The organism is Curtobacterium sp. 314Chir4.1, assembly GCF_900215175.1.
Lineage (GTDB): Bacteria > Actinomycetota > Actinomycetes > Actinomycetales > Microbacteriaceae > Curtobacterium > Curtobacterium pusillum_A.
Window position 1 is genome coordinate 203949 of sequence record NZ_OCMI01000003.1, and the last position, 16100, is coordinate 220048.

The following is a 16100-nucleotide window of genomic DNA, read 5'->3' on the forward strand; positions in this document are numbered from 1 at the left end:
TATCAGACGCGCGGGCGCGATGGAATATCAGGTGTGATGCGCCCGAGCGGAGTGAACGCCGAAGACCTGGAGAAGAGCGGGTAGCCTGGGGTACACCGCGCAGCACGCGCGCACACTCAGGCACCTCATCACGGACTCGGTGCCGCACAGAGCGGTCGCAGCACCGCACGGAACGGAAGGCCGCCATGACGAAGCCCATGCCCGAGAAGCCCACGGTGGACGGTCTCGAAGACGTCTGGGGCCCCGTGTGGGAGCAGGACGGCACCTACCGCTTCGACCGCGACGCCGCCGGTGACCGCAGCAACGTCTACTCGATCGACACCCCGCCGCCGACCGCCTCCGGTTCGCTGCACATCGGGCACGTGTTCTCGTACACGCACACCGACCTCAAGGCCCGCTACGAGCGCATGCGCGGCAAGCACGTCTTCTACCCGATGGGCTGGGACGACAACGGTCTCCCCACCGAGCGCCGCGTGCAGAACTACTACGGCGTCCGCTGCGACCCGCAGCTCCCCTACGACGCGACCTTCGTGCCGCCGTTCGAGGGCGGCGACGGCAAGTCGAGCAAGGCCGCCGACCAGATCCCGGTGTCGCGCCGCAACTTCATCGAGCTGTGCGAGCGCCTGACCGTGCAGGACGAGCAGCAGTTCGAGCACCTCTTCCGCACGCTCGGCCTGTCGGTGGACTGGACGCAGTCGTACCGCACGATCGACGACACCTCCCGCGCGAGCGCCCAGCGCGCCTTCCTCCGCAACCTCGAGCGCGGCGAGGCCTACCAGGCCGACGCCCCGACGCTCTGGGACGTCACGTTCCGCACCGCGGTGGCGCAGGCCGAGCTCGAGGACAAGGAGATGCCCGGCGCGTACCACGGCATCGCCTTCCACAAGACCGACGGCACGGGTGACGTCGTCATCCAGACCACCCGTCCGGAGCTCCTCCCCGCGTGCGTCGCCCTCGTCGCGCACGCCGACGACGAGCGCTTCCAGGACCTCTTCGGCACGACCGTCCGCTCCCCCCTGTTCGACGTCGAGGTCCCGGTGCTCGCCCACCACCTCGCCCAGCAGGACAAGGGCGCCGGCATCGCGATGGTCTGCACGTTCGGTGACACCACCGACGTCGTGTGGTGGCGCGAGCTGCAGCTGCCGAACCGCGCGATCATCGGCTTCGACGGCCGCGTCCGTTCCGACGAGCCCGCCTGGATCGAGTCCGAGGGCGGCAAGGCCCTCTACGCCGAGATGGCCGGCAAGACCGTGTTCTCGGCGAAGAAGGTCGTCGTCGACGCCCTCACCGAGTCCGGCGACCTGGTCGGCGACGTGAAGACCATCAACCACCCGGTGAAGTTCTTCGAGAAGGGCGACAAGCCGCTCGAGATCGTCTCCACCCGCCAGTGGTACATCGTGAACGGCGCGCGGGACGAGCAGCTCAAGGCGACGCTCCGGCAGCGCGGCGAGGAGATCGCGTTCCACCCGGACTTCATGCGCGTCCGCTACGACAACTGGGTCGGTGGCCTGTCCGGTGACTGGCTCATCTCGCGCCAGCGCTTCTTCGGCGTGCCCCTGCCGGTCTGGTACCCGCTCGACGGCGACGGCAACCCGGTCTTCGACCAGCCGATCGTCCCGACCGAGGCGCAGCTGCCCGTCGACCCGGCGTCCGAGGCAGCTCCCGGCTACACCGAGGACCAGCGCGGCGTCCCCGGCGGGTTCCAGGGCGAGCTCGACGTGATGGACACCTGGGCGACCTCGTCCCTCACCCCGCAGCTCGCGGGCAAGTGGGAGACCGACCCGGCCCTCTACGACCTCGTGTACCCGTACGACGTCCGCCCGCAGGCGCAGGACATCATCCGCACGTGGCTCTTCACGACGGTGCTCCGCAGCCAGCTCGAGGCCGACACCGTGCCGTGGAAGCACGCGAGCATCTCCGGCTTCATCGTGGACCCGGACCGCAAGAAGATGTCGAAGTCGAAGGGCAACGTCGTCACGCCGCTGTCGATCCTCGAGCAGCACGGCGCCGACGCGGTCCGCTACTGGGCGGCCTCGTCGAAGCTCGGCACCGACGCGGCGTTCGACCCGCAGAACCCGAAGCAGATCAAGGTCGGCCGTCGTCTGGCGATCAAGGTGCTCAACGCCGCGAAGTTCGTCTACGGCTTCCCGCTGCCCGAGGGCGCCACGAGCGTCACCGAGCCGCTCGACGTCGACATGCTCGCGGAGCTCGGGTCGGTCATCGACCAGGCCACCACGGCGTTCGACGGCTTCGACCACGCCCGCGCGCTGGAGGTCATCGAGCGCTTCTTCTGGACCTTCTGCGACGACTACCTCGAGCTCGTCAAGGAGCGCGCGTACGGCACCGCGACGGAGTCCACGCACGAGACGCAGGCGAGCGCGGTCCTCGCGCTCCGTGCCGCCATCGACGCACTCCTGCGTCTCCTCGCACCGTTCATCCCGTTCGCGACGGAGGAAGTGTGGGCCTGGACCCACGAGACCAGCGTGCACCGCGCCTCCTGGCCGACCGTGACCGAGCTGCCCACCCAGGCCGAGCCCACGGGGCTGCTGGCCGCCGTCGGGCAGGCGCTCATCGGCATCCGCGGGGCGAAGACGGCGGCGAAGGCGTCCCAGAAGACGCCCGTGACGCGTGCCGTCGTCGCGGCCCCGGCCGAGACGCGTGCGCTCATCGAGCGCGCGGCGGTCGACCTGGCGGCCGTCGGCCGCATCGAGAACCTGTCGTTCACGGACGGCGCGGAGCTCGCGGTGACCGAGATCGAGTTGGCTGAGCAGCAGGCGTAGTCGCGGTCGCGACGGGGTCGGCAGACGGACTGGAGGCACGGATGCAGTTGGGCAGACGCTGGAACGTGGGTGCGGAGGCACCCGGGCAACTCCCCGAGGCGATGGTCGTCGCCGTGCGCGGGGTCGAGGACGAGCTCGCGTCGGAGTCCGTCGACACGGCGGGGTGGGGCTGGACCCTGACGTTCCTCGAGGGCAAGCCGATCGTCGCGCTCGACGACGGCACGTCCATCCACCTCGACGATGCCGGGCACGCCCAGGTGACGAACCCCGACGACGCCGCGGAAGAGGACTGAGCCGGGTCCCGGTCCCGTCGCGGTTCGCACTCGCGCTCGCGCTCGCGCTCGCACTCGCACAACCAAAGTCACCCCGAACCACGGCTTTCCGCGGTTCGGGGTGACTTTGGTTGTGCGCCGGGCAGAGCCGGAGCGGACTACTTCGCGAGCCAGCCCAGGAGCACCTCGTTCACCTCGGCGGTGTGCGTGGTGAGCAGGCCGTGCGGGGCGCCCTCGATCTCGACGTACTCAGCGTGCGGCAGGGCCTTGGTGAAGCGGCGGCCGGTGGCGTCGATCGGCAGGATGTTGTCCGCCGTGCCGTGCACGATCAGCGCCGGGACGGTGACCTTCGGGATGTCCTGACGAAAGTCGGTCGGCCAGGTCAGCGGGGCCGCGGCGGACGCGATCGCACCGGAACCGGCAGCGACGTTCCAGGCGTTCCGGACGGCCTCCTCGGAGATGCGCGACCCGAGGTTCTCCGACAGGTTGAAGAAGTCCTGGTAGAAGTTCGTGAAGTACGCGTACCGGTCCTTCTGCACGTCGGCGGCGATGCCCTCGAAGAACGACATCGGGCCGGCGCCGTCGGGGTTGTCGTCGGTGATCGCGAGGAACGGCTCGAGCGAGGCCAGGAACGCGACCTTGGCGATGCGGTCCTCGCCGTGGCGGCCGATGTAGCGGGCGATCTCGCCGGTGCCCATCGAGAAGCCGACCAGGATCACGTCGCGCAGGTCGAGGGTCTCGAGCACGGTGTGCAGGTCGTCGGCGAAGGTGTCGTAGTCGTACCCGGTCGACGGCTGCGAGGACTGCCCGAACCCGCGGCGGTCGTACGTGATCACGCGGTAGCCGGCCTCGAGGAGCGGCGGGACCTGCCCCTCCCACGAGTTGCCGTCGAGCGGGAAGCCGTGGATCAGGACGATCGGCTGACCGGTGCCCTTGTCCTCGTAGTGGAGTTCGACGTCGACGCTGTTCTCGGTCCCGACGGTGATGGCACCCATGGTAGATCCTTCCCTGAGATTCGCGGAGAACGGTCGTTCTCCGCTGATGTCCCTTACACTAGAGAACGTTCGTTCCCCGCGCAAGTCGGGAACGGTGAACACGCAGCGAACGGGGTACGTCCATGGCAACCAGCACGCTCTCGACCGTCGATCCCGACACCAGGACCCACATCGTCGACGTCGCCGACCAGCTCTTCTACGCGCGCGGGATCCAGTCCGTCGGCATGGACGCGATCCGGACCGGCGCCGGGGTGTCCCTCAAGAAGCTCTACGCGGCGTTCCCGGGCAAGGAGCAGCTCATCGCAGCCGTGCTCGCCAGCCGCCACGACGTCTGGGAGCGCGGGGTGCACGGCGCGGTCGACGCCGCCTCGACACCACGCGAGAAGCTCCTCGCGATGTACGACTTCCTCGAGTCGTGGTTCGGCGACGACACCTTCCGGGGCTGCGGGTTCATCAACGCGTTCGGCGAACTCGGGGCGACCTCCCCCGCGGTGGCCGAGATCGCCCGCGACCACAAGGACTCCTTCCAGCGGTTCGTCCAGGACCTCACCGCCGACGCGGTCGCCGACGCGGGCCGCGCCGAGGAGCTCGCCGCGCAGCTGGCGCTGCTGGCCGAGGGCGCGCAGACCACCGCGGCCATCGCCGGTACGACGGCCCCGGCCGCGCACGCCCGCCGCGCCGCCGAGACCCTGATCGACGCCGCCATGCGCGCCTGAGACGCGACCGGGTGGCGGACTGGAGGCGCGGGGCGGGGCCGCCACGGGCCTCCCGTCCGTAGGGTGGTTGCCATGGCAACCCCGTTCGACGAACCGAGCACCCTCCCCTACGCCCTCCCCCCGTTCCGCGACGTGCGGCTCGAGCACTACCGCCCCGCCTTCGACGCGGGGCTCGCCGAGCAGCGCGCCGAGGTCGAGGCGATCGCCGCCTCGACCCAGACCCCGACCTTCGAGAACACCCTCGTGGCGCTCGAGCGCACCGGGCAGCTGCTCGCCCGTGTCAGCCACGTGTTCTTCACGCTGTCGTCGGCGGACTCCACGTCGGAGCTGCACGACCTCGAGGCCGAGGTCTCCCCGCTCCTCGCCGCCCACCGCGACGCGATCACCCTCGACAGCCGGCTGTACGCCCGGGTTCGCGCGGTGCACGACGCGCTCGGCGACCGGACCGACCTCACCGACGAGGACCGCCGCCTGGTCGAGCGGACGCTCACCGAGATGACCCTGGCCGGTGCCGGGCTCGACGACGCCGGCAAGGAGCGCCTGACGGCGATCAACCAGGAGCTCTCGACCCTGACGACGACCTTCGAGCGGAACCTGCTCGAGGACACGAACGACCTCGCGGTGCACGTGACCGACGAGACCGAGCTCGAGGGGCTCGACGACGGCGCGAAGTCCGCCGCAGCCGGGGCCGCCGCCGACCGTGGCCTCGAGGGGTGGCTCATCACGCTGCCCCTCTACACCGGGCACCCGTGGCTGTCGTCGCTGGCGAACCGTGGCCTGCGCGAGCGGATCATGCGCGCCTCGCAGTCCCGCGGCCGCCGCGGCAACGAGCACGACAACCGCCAGGTCCTGCTCCGCATCGTGCGGCTCCGCGCCGAGCGTGCGGAACTCCTCGGCTTCCCGAACCACGCCGCCGTGGTCACCGCCGACGAGACCGCGAAGACCCCCGAGGCCGTCGAGGGGCTCCTGTCCTCGCTCGTGACGGCAGCGGCGGCGAACGCGGACGACGAGCGGGCCGTCCGCTCCCGCACCGTCGGCTTCGACGTCGAGGCCTGGGACTGGGCGTACGCCACCGAGATCCTGCGCGGCGAACAGTTCGCCGCGGACAGCTCGGCACTCCGCCCGTACTTCGAGGCCGATCGAGTCCTGCGGGACGGCGTCTTCCACGCCGCCGGCGAGCTCTACGGCCTGACCTTCACCGAGCGCCCGGACCTGCACGGCTACAACGACGAGGTCCGGGTCTTCGAGGTGCACGGGGCTTCCGGCGAGGAGGTCGGCCTCTACCTGCTCGACCTGTACACGCGGGACGGCAAGCGCGGCGGCGCGTGGATGAACCCCGTCGTCGAGCAGTCCGCGTTGCTCGGCACGCTGCCTGTCGTCGTGAACAACCTCAACGTGGCGAAGCCCGCGGCGGGCTCGCCGACGCTCCTCATCCAGGACGAGGTCGAGACGCTCTTCCACGAGTTCGGGCACGCGCTGCACGGCCTCATCGCCCGGACGACGTACCCGCGGTTCTCCGGCACGAACGTCGAGCGCGACTTCGTCGAGTTCCCGAGCCAGGTGAACGAGATGTGGGTGTCGTGGCCGTCCGTGCTGGCGAACTACGCGAAGCACCACGAGACCGGCGAGCCGCTGCCCCCGGAGCTCGTGCTCGGACTGAGCGACTCGGCCGGGTTCAACGAGGGCTTCGCGACCACCGAGTACCTCGCCGCCGCGCTGCTCGACCAGGCGTGGCACCGGCTGTCGGCCGCTTCGGCTGCGGCGGTCACGGACGTCGAGGCGTTCGAGCGTCAGGCGCTGCAGGACGCCGGCATCGCCGTCGAGGCCGTCCCGCCGCGCTACTCGTCGACGTACTTCGCGCACACGTTCTCCGGTGGGTACGACGCCGGGTACTACGGGTACATCTGGTCCGAGGTGCTCGACGCCGACACGGTCGAGTGGTTCCGGTCGAACGGCGGGTTGTCGCGGGAAGCCGGGGCGCGCTTCGCGGAGAAGTTGCTCGGCGTCGGCGGGGCGAAGGACCCGCTCGAGGCCTACCGCGACTTCCGCGGGCGTGACGCCGAGGTGGGGCCGCTGCTGCGCCGCCGCGGGCTGGAGTAGGCGCGACCGGACGCTTCCAGGCGTACCGGGCGCTCCCGGACGCTCCCGGGCGTACCTGGTCGAATCGGGCGTACCCGGTCGAATCGGGCGTACCTGGTCGAATCGGGCGTACCTGGTCGGAAGTTCCGACCAGGTACGCCCGATCCCACCTTCCATCGCAGCCGTCATGGGAAGAACCAGGCGTCGAACCGTGGGCGCGCCGACCGCCCGCACGAAGAAGGGCCCGCACCGACAGACGGTGCGGGCCCTTCGCGTGGGTGGCCTAGGCGGACTTCTCGACCCGCTTCGCCCGCGGACGCGGCACGATCGTCGGCGCCGCGTTCTCGAGCACCGACTCGCGGGTGATGACGACGCGGGCGACGTCCTCGTCGGAGGGGACGTCGAACATCACCGGGCCGAGGACCTCTTCGAGGATGGCCCGGAGCCCGCGGGCACCGGTCTGCCGGAGCACCGCGAGGTCGGCGATCGCCTCGAGCGCACCACGGTCGAACTCCAGGTCGACGCCGTCGATCTGGAACATCCGCTGGTACTGCTTCACGAGCGCGTTCTTCGGCTCGGTGAGGATCTGCATGAGCGCGGACTGGTCGAGCTGCGACACCGTGGTCACGACGGGCAGACGACCGATGAACTCCGGGATGAGGCCGAACTTGTGCAGGTCCTCCGGCAGGACCTCGGCGTAGAGGTCCTGGTGGTCGGTGGCACTGTGCAGCGGCGCACCGAAGCCGATCCCCCGCTTGCCGACGCGCGAGGACACGATGTCCTCGAGCCCCGCGAACGCCCCTGCCACGATGAACAGCACGTTCGTCGTGTCGATCTGGATGAACTCCTGGTGCGGGTGCTTCCGACCGCCCTGCGGCGGAACCGAGGCGACCGTGCCCTCGAGGATCTTGAGGAGCGCCTGCTGCACGCCTTCACCCGAGACGTCGCGCGTGATCGAGGGGTTCTCGGCCTTGCGGGCGATCTTGTCGACCTCGTCGATGTAGATGATGCCGGTCTCGGCACGCTTCACGTCGTAGTCGGCCGCCTGGATGAGCTTGAGGAGGATGTTCTCGACGTCCTCGCCCACGTAGCCGGCCTCGGTCAGGGCGGTGGCGTCCGCGACGGCGAACGGCACGTTGAGGCGCTTCGCGAGCGTCTGCGCGAGGTACGTCTTGCCGCAGCCGGTCGGGCCGATCAGCAGGATGTTCGACTTCGCGATCTCGACGTCGTCGCGGTCCTCGGCAGCGGTGATCTGCCCCTGCGCCCGGATCCGCTTGTAGTGGTTGTAGACGGCGACGGCCAGGGAGCGCTTCGCCGGGTCCTGCCCGATGACGTACTCCTGCAGGAAGTCGAAGATCTCGCGCGGCTTCGGGAGCTCGAACTCGCCGCTGGCGGTGTCCTCGCCGGCCTCGGCCAGTCGTTCCTCGATGATCTCGTTGCACAGCTCGACGCACTCGTCGCAGATGTACACGCCGGGACCGGCGATGAGCTGCTGGACCTGCTTCTGGCTCTTGCCACAGAAGGAGCACTTGAGCAGGTCAGCGCTCTCTCCGATGCGTGCCATGTCGGTGCCCTCCCTGGTTGACCGATGCAGGCCGATGACCTGCCCGACTGTGGACGAGCCTAATCGCAACCGGTGACACCGGCTGCGACGCCGAGCCGGTTTCACCCGGCGCGTTCGCCCAGGGCGTTCGATCCTGCTACCGTGTCCACGACTTCTCTACAACTTGTAGAACTGCAGCTCCGGAAGGAACCCCATGCCCAAGCGTCTCGCCGTCGTCGGCACCGCGACCCTCGGCGTCACCGCTCTCATCGTCCTCGGCACCGCGGGTGTCGCCAGCGCGCACGTGTCGGCCACCGCCACGTCGACCGCGGCGAACTCGTACACGACCGCGACGTTCTCCCTGCCGCACGGGTGCGACGGCTCCCCGACCACGCGGATCGCGTTCGAGGTGCCGGAGTCCATCATCGAGGTCACGCCGACGGTGAACCCGAACTGGACCATCACGAAGACGACCGAGCCCTACACGAGCGCCTCGGCCGCCGCCGACGACGAGTCCGCCGAGGACGCCGGCGAGCGTGTGACGAGCGTCGTGTACACCGCGAAGACCCCGCTCCCCGCCGACGAGCGCGACACCTTCTCGCTCTCGTTCTCGCTGCCGGACGGCAAGGCGGGCGACCTCGTCGAGTTCCCGGCGGTGCAGACCTGCGAGAAGGGGTCGGTCGAGTGGAACCAGGAGCAGAAGGCCGGCGAAGCCGAGCCCGAGCACCCGGCCCCCTCGATCACCCTCACCGCGGCCGAGACCGCGGGCGACGAGGACGGTCACGGCTCCCACGGCGCCGAAGCGACCGAGGCCGCGGCCCCGGCGTCGACCACGCCCGCCGACCCCGACCTCGTCGGCCGCTTCCTCGGCCTCGGCGGCCTGGTGCTCGGCGCGGTCGCCCTGGTCGTCGCCGTCGCGAACACGCGCCGCCGGAGCGCCTCCAAGTGACCCAGCGCGTCGAGCGTCGTGCGCGTGGCCGGTCGCGGGCCTGGAGGCTCGTGGCCGGGACCGCCGCGGCCGTCGCCATCGCGGGCGGTTCCGTCCTCGGACTCGCCGGCCCGGCCAGTGCGCACAACTACATGGTCGCCTCGACGCCGAAGGTGGACGGCACGCTGACGTCGCTGCCCGACGCCTTCGAGATCACCACGAACGACAAGCTCCTCGACATCGGCGGCTCGGACGCCGGGTTCGCGTACCGGATCGTCGGGCCGGACGGGAAGTACTACGAGGACGGCTGCCTCGACGTCGACGGTCCGTCGATGACCACGAAGGCCGCCCTCGGCGACTCGGGCAAGTACACCGTCGAGTGGCAGATCGTCTCCGCGGACGGCCACACCGTGTCCGACGAGTACGCGTTCACCTGGGACGCCCCCGCCGGGTTCACGCCCGCGACGGGTGCGACGAAGCCCCCGGTGTGCGCCACCGCGGGCAGTGACGCGAGCGCCGGCGCCGACACCACGGGCACCGCCTCGGGGAACGACGACTCAGCCGCGTCCGACGCGCTCTGGATCGGAGCCGGCGGCGTCGTCCTGGTCGGCGTGGTCGTCGCCGTCTTGCTGCTCCTCCGCCGTCGTCCCGCCCCCGCGGCGGACGACACCGACGAGGACTGACGCACCGGCAACACCGCACACGACGAAGGCCCCGCACCGATCGGTGCGGGGCCTTCGTCGTGCGGGTCGTCGGTCTTACTTGACGAGCGCCGGCAGGTTCTTGCGGCTCGTGAGGACCTGGTCGATCAGGCCGTACTCGAGGGCTTCCTCGGCGGACATGATCTTGTCGCGCTCGATGTCGTTGTTGACCTGCTCCGGCGTGCGGTTCGAGTGCTTCGACAGGGTCTCCTCGAGCCAGGTGCGCATCCGGAGGATCTCCGCCGCCTGGATCTCGATGTCGGACGCCTGACCGCCACCCTGCTGGGTCGCGGGCTGGTGGATGAGCACCCGGGCGTTCGGCAGCGCCAGACGCTTGCCGGGGGTACCGGCAGCGAGCAGCACCGACGCGGCCGAGGCGGCCTGTCCGAGGCAGACCGTCTGGATCTGCGGACGGATGTACTGCATCGTGTCGTAGATCGCCGTCATCGCGGTGAACGAGCCACCGGGCGAGTTGATGTACATCACGATGTCGCGGTCCGGGTCCATCGACTCGAGCACGAGGAGCTGCGCCATGACGTCGTCCGCCGAGGCGTCGTCAACCTGGACGCCGAGGAACACGATGCGGTCCTCGAACAGCTTCGCGTACGGGTCCTGCCGCTTGTAGCCGTAGGCCGTGCGCTCTTCGAAGCTCGGCAGGATGTACCGATCAGTGGGGGCCGGGACGTTCTGCGCGCCACCGAGCATGGGGAGATGCATTCTCGTTTCCTTTTCTTCGGTGGGTCGGGTCAGGACTGGGCGTCGGGCTCGGCCGCTGCGGTGGGGGTCTCGCCGTCGGCGACGGTGCCACCGCCGCCGATGACCTCGGCGCTCGACGCGCGGAGGTGGTCGACGAAGCCGTACTCGAGGGCTTCCTGCGCCGTGAACCAGTTGTCGCGGTCGTTGTCCTTGAGGATCTGCTCGATCGACTTGCCGGTCTGCTCCGCCGTGAGCTCGGCCATCCGCTGCTTCATGTCGAGGATGACCTTGGCCTGCGTCTGGATGTCGGCAGCCGTACCACCGAAGCCACCGGACGGCTGGTGCAGGAGCACGCGCGCGTTCGGCGTGATGTAGCGCTTGCCCGGGGTGCCGGACGAGAGCAGGAACTGCCCCATCGAGGCGGCGAGGCCGATGCCCACCGTGACGATGTCGTTCGGCACGAACTGCATCGTGTCGTAGATCGCCATGCCGGCGGTGATCGAGCCACCGGGCGAGTTGATGTAGAGGTAGATGTCCTTCTCAGGGTCCTCGGCGGCGAGCAGCAGCAGCTTGGCTGCGATCTCGTTCGAGTTGTCGTCGCGGACCTCGGAGCCGAGCCACACGATCCGGTCTCTCAGAAGGCGGTCAAAAACACTGGGGTTCAGTGTTGCTTCGGCCATGGAAAAGCTCCCGTTCAGTTGTCGCTTGTTGTCGAACTTATCGGTTGCAACGCACCACTTCGCGTGTGTTCGCTGTCGGCAATGCGGGTGACCCACAAACGGACTGGAGGCGCGGTGCCAGCTGGCACCGCGCCTCCAGTCAGAGAGGTGGTCGCGGACTACTCCGCGTCCTCCGCGGGGGTCTGCGCGACGCCCGCCGTGAAGGCGGAGAGGTCGACGTCGTCACCGTTGGAGTCCTTGACGGTCACCTTGGAGAGGACGGTCGCGACGGCCTTGGAACGGGCCACCTCGCCGACCATGCCGGGGATCTGCCCGTTCTGGTCGATCACCTTGATGAACTCGCCCGGCTCCATGCCGTACTGCGCAGCAGCCTGGATGAGGTACTGGGTGAGCTCCTCCTGCGAGACCTGGATCTCTTCCTTCTCGGCGATCGAGTCGAGGAGGATCTGCGAACGGAAGGCCTTCTCGCTGGACTCGGAGACCTCCTTGCGGTGCTCGTCGTCCTCCAGACGGTTCTCCTGCTCGAGGTGACGGTGCACCTCGTCCTCGATGAGCTTCTCCGAGATCGGGATGTTGACGTCCTCGATGAGCTTCTCGACGAGCTTGTCGCGAGCCGCGGCGCCCTGACCGAAGGTCTTGGACTTCGCGATCTGCTCCTTGAGGTCCGCCTTGAGCTCGTCGATCGTGTCGAACTGGCTGGCGATCTGCGCGAACTCGTCGTCGGCCTCGGGGAGCTCGCGCTCCTTGACGGCGGTGACGGTCACGGCGATCTGGGCGATCTCACCCTCGCGGTCGCCGCCGACGAGCTTCGACTCGAAGGTGGTGGACTCGCCGGCCGTGAGGGACTCGAGCGCCTCGTCGATGCCCTCGAGCAGGTCGCCCGAACCGATCTCGTAGGAGACGCCGGTGGCCGAGTCGACCTCGTCGTCGCCGATGGTGGCGGTGAGGTCGATCTGCGCGAAGTCACCCGTGGTCGCCGGACGGTCGACCGTCACGAGCGTGCCGAAGCGGGTGCGCAGATTCTGCAGCTCCTCTTCGATCTCGTCGTCCGAGACCTCGACGGCGTCGACGGTGAGCACGTACTTGTCGTACTCCGGCAGGTCGAACTCGGGACGGACGTCCACCTCGAAGGTGAGGACGAGGTCGCCCGTGAAGTCCTTGACGTTCGGGAGCTCGGAGACGTCCGCCTCGGCACGGCCGAGGATGCGCAGCTCCTGCTCCTCCACCGCCTGGCGGTAGAAGTTGTCGATCGCGTCGCCGACGGCGTGGTTCAGGACCTCGCCGCGGCCGACACGCTGGTCGACGATCGCCGGCGGGACCTTGCCCTTGCGGAAGCCGGGGATGTTGATCTGCTCGGCGATGTGCTTGTACGCGTGGTCGATGCTCGGCTTGAGATCTTCCGGCGTCACGTTCACGGTGAGCTTGACGCGGGTGTCGCTCACCTTGTCGACGGTGCTGGTGGCCAAGGGATGTTCTCCTGTTGGTTGACGTTCGTGTGGTCCTGGTCGGGGCGACAGGATTTGAACCTGCGACCTCCCGCTCCCAAAGCGGGCGCTCTACCAAGCTGAGCTACGCCCCGTTTGACTGAGCCAGGGTGCCCGCGCACGCCGGAAGCGCGCACTGGACGCCGATGAGTCTAGCGGTCCCCCGGCGCGCGGTTCCCGGCAGGTTCGGAGCCGTCTGCGGAGCCGACCCCGGCGTCGTCGTGCGCGCGTCGTCGCAGGCCAGTCCGCCACCGGACGCCGACGACCACCTGGACGCCGAGCGCAGCTACCACGAGGAGTGCGCCGACGACGATCCGCCAGACGTGCAGGAGGGCGTGCGCGGGCTGACCTTGGGGATCCCCGAACAGCTCGGGGCGCAGCGAGAACACGACGGCGGCGAGGACCACCAGCACGTACGAGGCCACCCGCGACCAACGGATCGTGCGCTCGGCCGTGGCGTCCGGCTTCGGGATCACACGGCCTGGCATGTCGGTGCTCGTTCGTCCGCTACGATGGTCGGGCTGCGACAGGTGCGCAGCGCGGGGATGTAGCTCAATGGTAGAGCCCCAGTCTTCCAAACTGGCCACGCGGGTTCGATTCCCGTCATCCCCTCTCCTGCAACCTGGCACTGCGCCGACGCTCGATTCCCGTCATCCCTGCCACCGCAAGCCGCTTCGACCAGCGGGCCCCTCGTTGGCCCCGCCCTGGGATCGAGCCAGACGGCCGTGTCGGAACGCGCACGAGATCCTCCATGAGAGACCGCCCGGAGGACACTCAGTTCGAGCGTTGGTCAGACCAACCCGCCAGCCACCGCCCTGGGCACCGATGCACCACCTACCACGCACAGTCGGTGTCCGCTTCGAGCTTCTCACCGTGGGCGATCAGATGGATACGCAGCGGGACAGGAGCCCGTCCCGGCGCGGGGCCGCGGTTGAGCTCAGCTACCTCGATACGGAGTGAAGTTGTGTGTTTTACACATGCATGCCAGTCTCGACGTAATCATGAAAGGACTGCGATGAGGCACTCAGCGACCGATTCCGTGGCCGTGGTTCGACTCGTCGGAGGCGTAATCGGCTTGCACCCCGTCGAACGCTGCTGCCGAGCCCACAGCGGAGCCCGGCTCTCGAGCTCTTCGCCGCAGCACTCCTGTTCGTCCGCCCGGGCGTCCGCCGTCTGGCGCTCGCGATCATGCTCGCGTTCCACCTGTGCATCGGTGTGATGTTCGGGCTCTGGTCCTTCTACCTGGCCATGGCGGCGCTCCTGGCGCTATACCTGCGCGTACCGCGAAGCGATCGGACAGAGCAATGAGCGTCCTCTCCTGGCAACGGTTCACCATCGGCCTCCGCCTCATCCTCTGCGGCGGCCCCGCACTGGTGTGCGTGTTCTCCATCGCCGAGTTCCCGAAGGCGAGTGGCTGGTGGATGCTCGGTATCGGCGCCGGGGTGCTGCTCCTGACGCTCGTCGTACCGGCGGTCGGCATCCTCGCGACACGCAACTCGGTCTGGCTCCTCGCCGTGCCGTTCTGGGTCGTCCGCATCAGGATCGTCGAGATCGCCTCCGTGACCATCGTCGACGTGCGCCCGTTGGAGGACTTCGGCGGGTGGGGCATCAAGGGGTCCAGCCGCCGGAGAGGCCTGCTCCTTGCGGCGGACGGTCAGCGCGCCGTGCGGATCAGACGGGAGAACGGACAGGTGTTCCTCGCCACTTCCGGGAACGCAGAGCGCGCCGCCAGCACGATCGCCGTTGCTGCCGAGATCCGCTAGTCAGCGCGCGCCGAGCGTGAGCGTCAGGTTCGGCGCGTCACCGAGCTCGACCCCGGCACGCTTGCGCTCCGCTGCCCGCAACGGCACGAGGTATCCCCCATCCTTCGGGAAGAGCGAGGTCGTCCACGTCACCCGGCCGATCGTCACCCGCGCCGGGATCACTCCCCAGCCGTACGTGAGCATCGGCGCGAGCTCGTGGATGACCTCGGCGGCGTCCGGCGGCACGACCGCGTAGAAGAACGGCGCCGGCCCGCGCCACTCGATGACCTCGCCGCTGAACTCGAGTTCCACGCCGCGATCGTACGACCCGTGCCCCTCGCACGGTGCGAGGGGCCACCGACACTGTGCGAGGTCCCGCCCAGTGTGCGACCCCGCGCCCCTCGCACGATGCACGGAACCTCGCACACTGATGCCCTCGCACACTGATGCCCTGCCGAGCGACCACGAGGAGCGAGCAGTGAGACGGACGCGCCCCGCGCCTCCAGGCCGACGCCGAGGAGACGCGGGGCGCGAGCCGCCGCTGCGGGCGCGACGTCAGTGGTACGTCGCGGCCTGCCCGTAGAGCTTCTGCGTCATGGCGGACACGTAGGCGGACTTGTCGCCTCCCGGCAGGTTGTACGTCATGAACACGCCGTAGCCGTCAGCGACCGTCCGCGAAGCGAGTGACACCGCGGTGGACTGCGCCGTGTTCTGGATGTCGACCGCGGCCGGGGACAGCGCGCTCTTCCCGAGGCCCGGGATCGACGGCGCCGAGTACGAGCCGTAGTACGGGTTCCACGCGTAGTTCAGCTTCGAGCCGATCGTCGAGCTCGACGACGACAGCGAGGACGCCGCCGGCCCGATGTTGTAGAACGACAGCAGCTTCGAGGGCATCTGGGCCCGCAGCGCCGTGATGAGCCAGCCGATCGACTGCTGGTTCGGCTGCGGGGTGCCGTTCGTGCCGTAGTCGGCGTACTCGTCGTCGAGGTCCACGCCGTCGAGCCCGTACTTCGTGACGGTCGCGGTGACCTGCGACGCGAAGTCCTGCGCCGCCGCCTGGGTCGGGAAGTTGGCGATGCCGGCGCCCTGGTGGTTGCCGAGGATCGACAGCGACACCTTGATCCCCTTCGCCTGCAGGGGCTTGATCTGCGTGGCTGCGGCGTCGAGCGTCGCCTGCACCTTGTCGTTGTTGTAGAGGACGGCCTTCGACCCGTTCCAGTTGATGTTGGCGGCGAAGATGATCGCCACGTCGAACGCGTTCGCGCCGTTCGCCAGCTGGTAGCGGCCGACGTTGGCGAGCTGGTCGTTGTTGACCTCGACGTACGCGATGCTCGTCGGACCGGACTTCGTCGCCGCAGTGGCCGCAGGAGCGGCCGCAGCGCTGGGCGCTGCGGTCGCTGCGGACGGCACGAGCGGTGCCGCCACCATCGCGGCGATGGCCGCCACGATCCCGAACTTCATGGACTTCTTCATCTCATTCCTCC

The 16100-nt window shown here is 69.2% G+C and carries 15 protein-coding genes and 2 tRNA genes; 8 read left to right on the forward strand and 9 right to left on the reverse strand.

Going from position 1 to position 16100, the window contains the following annotated elements; all coding sequences use genetic code 11:
• Positions 1 to 185 precede the first annotated feature (185 nt).
• Together valS and CRP27_RS09950 are read left to right on the forward strand one after the other, a co-directional pair.
• Positions 186 to 2780 carry a valine--tRNA ligase gene (valS, locus tag CRP27_RS09945; protein ID WP_255257532.1) on the forward strand — a complete coding sequence of 865 codons (2595 nt, stop codon included), beginning with the start codon at positions 186 to 188 and terminating at the stop codon, positions 2778 to 2780.
• A 41-nt stretch (positions 2781 to 2821) separates the two neighbouring features.
• Complete coding sequence (locus CRP27_RS09950) at positions 2822 to 3073, forward strand: hypothetical protein (RefSeq protein ID WP_097180528.1); 252 nt, start codon at positions 2822 to 2824, stop codon at positions 3071 to 3073.
• Between the two features lie 137 nt (positions 3074 to 3210).
• Here the strand turns inward: CRP27_RS09950 and CRP27_RS09955 are convergent, their stop codons facing one another.
• Entirely contained in the window at positions 3211 to 4047 is an 837-nt protein-coding gene (locus CRP27_RS09955) for an alpha/beta fold hydrolase (protein ID WP_097180529.1), read from the reverse strand.
• A gap of 122 nt (positions 4048 to 4169) precedes the next feature.
• Between CRP27_RS09955 and CRP27_RS09960 the strand changes: the two genes are divergently transcribed.
• Both CRP27_RS09960 and CRP27_RS09965 read left to right on the forward strand, forming a co-directional pair.
• Positions 4170 to 4763, forward strand: coding sequence for a TetR/AcrR family transcriptional regulator (locus tag CRP27_RS09960; protein WP_097180530.1), 594 nt, complete (start codon positions 4170 to 4172; stop codon positions 4761 to 4763).
• A 72-nt stretch (positions 4764 to 4835) separates the two neighbouring features.
• Positions 4836 to 6863 carry a M3 family metallopeptidase gene (locus CRP27_RS09965; RefSeq protein WP_097180531.1) on the forward strand — a complete coding sequence of 676 codons (2028 nt, stop codon included), beginning with the start codon at positions 4836 to 4838 and terminating at the stop codon, positions 6861 to 6863.
• A 262-nt stretch (positions 6864 to 7125) separates the two neighbouring features.
• Here the strand turns inward: CRP27_RS09965 and clpX are convergent, their stop codons facing one another.
• Positions 7126 to 8406 (reverse strand): ATP-dependent Clp protease ATP-binding subunit ClpX, encoded by a 1281-nt coding sequence (clpX, locus tag CRP27_RS09970; protein ID WP_097180532.1) that lies wholly within the window; start codon positions 8404 to 8406, stop codon positions 7126 to 7128.
• Between the two features lie 193 nt (positions 8407 to 8599).
• Between clpX and CRP27_RS09975 the strand changes: the two genes are divergently transcribed.
• Together CRP27_RS09975 and CRP27_RS09980 are read left to right on the forward strand one after the other, a co-directional pair.
• Positions 8600 to 9334 carry a YcnI family protein gene (locus tag CRP27_RS09975; protein ID WP_097180533.1) on the forward strand — a complete coding sequence of 245 codons (735 nt, stop codon included), beginning with the start codon at positions 8600 to 8602 and terminating at the stop codon, positions 9332 to 9334.
• The gene (locus CRP27_RS09980) at positions 9331 to 9996 is read left to right on the forward strand and encodes a copper resistance protein CopC (RefSeq protein WP_097180534.1); all 666 of its coding nucleotides are present in this window, start codon (positions 9331 to 9333) and stop codon (positions 9994 to 9996) included. The genes CRP27_RS09975 and CRP27_RS09980 overlap by 4 nt, the downstream gene beginning before the upstream one ends.
• Positions 9997 to 10071: 75 nt before the next feature.
• Here CRP27_RS09980 and CRP27_RS09985 read toward each other — a convergent pair whose 3' ends face one another.
• The 5 genes from CRP27_RS09985 to CRP27_RS10005 form a co-directional block, all read right to left on the reverse strand.
• Positions 10072 to 10731 (reverse strand): ATP-dependent Clp protease proteolytic subunit, encoded by a 660-nt coding sequence (locus CRP27_RS09985; RefSeq protein WP_097180535.1) that lies wholly within the window; start codon positions 10729 to 10731, stop codon positions 10072 to 10074.
• 29 nt (positions 10732 to 10760) lie between these two features.
• Positions 10761 to 11390, reverse strand: a complete 630-nt coding sequence (locus CRP27_RS09990) for an ATP-dependent Clp protease proteolytic subunit (protein WP_079238571.1) — start codon at positions 11388 to 11390, stop codon at positions 10761 to 10763.
• Between the two features lie 158 nt (positions 11391 to 11548).
• The gene (gene tig, locus CRP27_RS09995; RefSeq protein WP_097180536.1) at positions 11549 to 12856 is read right to left on the reverse strand and encodes a trigger factor; all 1308 of its coding nucleotides are present in this window, start codon (positions 12854 to 12856) and stop codon (positions 11549 to 11551) included.
• A 36-nt stretch (positions 12857 to 12892) separates the two neighbouring features.
• Positions 12893 to 12969 (reverse strand) — tRNA-Pro (locus CRP27_RS10000).
• A gap of 57 nt (positions 12970 to 13026) precedes the next feature.
• Entirely contained in the window at positions 13027 to 13362 is a 336-nt protein-coding gene (locus CRP27_RS10005) for a hypothetical protein (protein WP_141399735.1), read from the reverse strand.
• Positions 13363 to 13415: 53 nt separating this feature from the next.
• On the opposite strand from CRP27_RS10005, the gene CRP27_RS10010 reads away from it, so the two are divergent.
• Both CRP27_RS10010 and CRP27_RS10015 read left to right on the forward strand, forming a co-directional pair.
• A tRNA-Gly gene (locus tag CRP27_RS10010) sits at positions 13416 to 13486 on the forward strand.
• Between the two features lie 692 nt (positions 13487 to 14178).
• Positions 14179 to 14637, forward strand: coding sequence for a hypothetical protein (locus CRP27_RS10015; RefSeq protein ID WP_097180538.1), 459 nt, complete (start codon positions 14179 to 14181; stop codon positions 14635 to 14637).
• Here CRP27_RS10015 and CRP27_RS10020 read toward each other — a convergent pair whose 3' ends face one another.
• Together CRP27_RS10020 and CRP27_RS10025 are read right to left on the reverse strand one after the other, a co-directional pair.
• Complete coding sequence (locus tag CRP27_RS10020) at positions 14638 to 14928, reverse strand: DUF1905 domain-containing protein (RefSeq protein WP_097180539.1); 291 nt, start codon at positions 14926 to 14928, stop codon at positions 14638 to 14640. It lies immediately after the preceding gene.
• Positions 14929 to 15171: 243 nt separating this feature from the next.
• Positions 15172 to 16089 (reverse strand): endo-beta-N-acetylglucosaminidase H, encoded by a 918-nt coding sequence (locus tag CRP27_RS10025; RefSeq protein WP_097180540.1) that lies wholly within the window; start codon positions 16087 to 16089, stop codon positions 15172 to 15174.
• Between the last annotated feature and the right edge of the window lie 11 nt (positions 16090 to 16100).